Here is a 1,303-nt window from a genome sequence, read left to right as displayed (position 1 = left end):
TCAAGGAGAAAGGAAACCGCACCACGTGCCGGGAAAACAAAATTGAAAGTTGACAAGGTGGTAGTACATGAAGTGGACGAGTATTACACGCTTCCAGAAGGGGGACGGTTTATGAACCGCAACGGTATGCCTGATGTGTGGGAATACAGGGTCATAGAACATGTAAGGGCTTATAACGTGGAGCATGTTTACAAGGTGGCAAGGGTAAAGCTTGCGGACGGCACTTTCACAAGCACCATGGAACATCCGCTGAAAAACCTTGGAGGTATCTTCTCTCCTGAACTGCTTGCCCGTCTGCTTTGTCTGAAATATGACTTCAGCATGCCTGAGAACAGACAGATAAGACTGCTTGCAAGAGAGGGTATCCACATAAGCAATACCACGCTGAACAGCTATATCCATAACGGAATCGCCAAACTAAGGGAGTTCATGGAAGATGTCTTCAAGGAGTTTGTACAGAGAGCTAATTACCTTATGGTTGATGAGACTACTGAGCTTGTTGGAGTGGAAACAAAGGAAGGTAAGGCTTACAGGAGAAAGTACTTATGGGCTTTCTTTGCCAAGCATATTAAGATGGTCTATTATCACTATAATAACGGCAGCAGGTCGTCCGATGCGGCAAAATCATTCCTGGAATATTTTATGGGAACCATATCCACTGACGGATATACGGTTTACAGGATGTTTGACGGAGACGACTCAAAGGTGCTTCATATAGGAGCTGGACGCATTGTAGAAGGTTGTGGGTTGATGCCCTGCCTTCAGACAGAACAGCGATGGACATAATAGATCCTATCGGTGAGATGTTCAGAAATGAAGACCTGTTCCGTATGATGAAACTCAGCGGTGAGCAGATTAAGGAAAGAAGGCTTAAGCTAACAGGACCGATTCTTGAACGTATCCATCATAAGGTGGTCATTATGATGCAGGATGCGAAGATTATGGCTAACGAACTGATGAGAAAGGCCGTGAACTATACGATAAACCAGTGGAAATCCTTGAGAAATATCCTCAAGGACGGTTCAGCAGAAATCTCGAACAACCTCTGTGAGCAAAGGATGAAACCTGTAAAGCTGCTGCTCAAGAACTGTATGAACGTTGGCAGTGAGGATGCGGCAGAAAACTCTGCATTCACCTTCTCTCTGATAGAAAGCTGTAAGTTGAACGGCATAGACCCTCAGAATTACCTGAAACACTTGTTTGAATGTATTCTTCATGGTAAGGACTGCGACAAGAAGGCTCTTCTGCCATGTTTCTATAAACCGGAATGTTAAAACAAAAATATTTTCTTACGGGCATTTTT

General features: G+C 44.1%; 2 protein-coding genes. Both read left to right on the top strand.

Going from position 1 to position 1,303, the window contains the following annotated elements:
• Positions 1 to 786: transposase (locus DXA05_RS25825; RefSeq protein WP_284515713.1), on the top strand; the 786-nt coding region annotated here is incomplete at its 5' end.
• Positions 777 to 1,274, top strand: a complete 498-nt coding sequence (locus DXA05_RS28250) for a transposase (protein WP_052587894.1) — start codon at positions 777 to 779, stop codon at positions 1,272 to 1,274. The genes DXA05_RS25825 and DXA05_RS28250, both read left to right, overlap by 10 nt.
• Positions 1,275 to 1,303 lie beyond the last annotated feature (29 nt).

Origin of the sequence: Bacteroides sp. AM54-2NS (genome assembly GCF_003602935.1) — a bacterium.
Classification (GTDB): Bacteria; Bacteroidota; Bacteroidia; order Bacteroidales; family Bacteroidaceae; genus Bacteroides; species Bacteroides xylanisolvens.
Note: the sequence above shows the minus strand (reverse complement) of the source record. Positions and strands in the feature narration are given on the sequence as shown.

What these genes read in the sequence shown, in the direction of transcription:
- DXA05_RS28250 (WP_052587894.1), top strand. Translation starts at nt 777, where the DNA reads ATGGACATAATAGATCCTATCGGTGAGATGTTCAGAAATGAAGACCTG.